This is a genomic window from Streptomyces sp. P17 (assembly GCF_032436805.1).
In the GTDB taxonomy this organism is placed as follows: Bacteria; Actinomycetota; Actinomycetes; order Streptomycetales; family Streptomycetaceae; genus Streptomyces.
Genome location: NZ_JAVRBF010000501.1, coordinates 1 through 333, shown reverse-complemented (window position 1 = coordinate 333; position 333 = coordinate 1). Strand labels below are relative to the sequence as shown.

Annotated in this window: 1 protein-coding gene; it reads right to left on the bottom strand. The window is 70.6% G+C overall.

The genetic code is table 11. From position 1 onward, the window contains the following. Nucleotides 1–333: hypothetical protein (locus RMT89_RS41870; RefSeq protein WP_399498916.1), on the bottom strand; the 333-nt coding region annotated here is incomplete at both ends.

Below are 333 nucleotides of genomic sequence, written 5' to 3'. Positions count from 1 at the left end.
ACCCCGAACGACGACACACCCGCCCGCCGCACCCGCTCCCCACGCGGCCACGCCACCGCCTCCGTCAGCAACTCCACTGCCCCCGAGTCCCAGTCGACCAGCGATGACGGGCGACCGACGTTGAGCGTGCGGGGCAGTTCCTCGTGCTGGAGGGCCATCAGCATCTTGATCACTCCGGCGACACCGGCGGCGGCGACGGAGTGCCCGATGTTGGACTTGAAGGAGCCCAGCCAAACGGGCCGGTCCGCGTCATGGCCCTGGCCGTACGTCGCGATCAGTGCCTGCGCCTCGATCGGGTCACCCAGCTTCGTGCCCGTCCCGTGCGCCTCCACC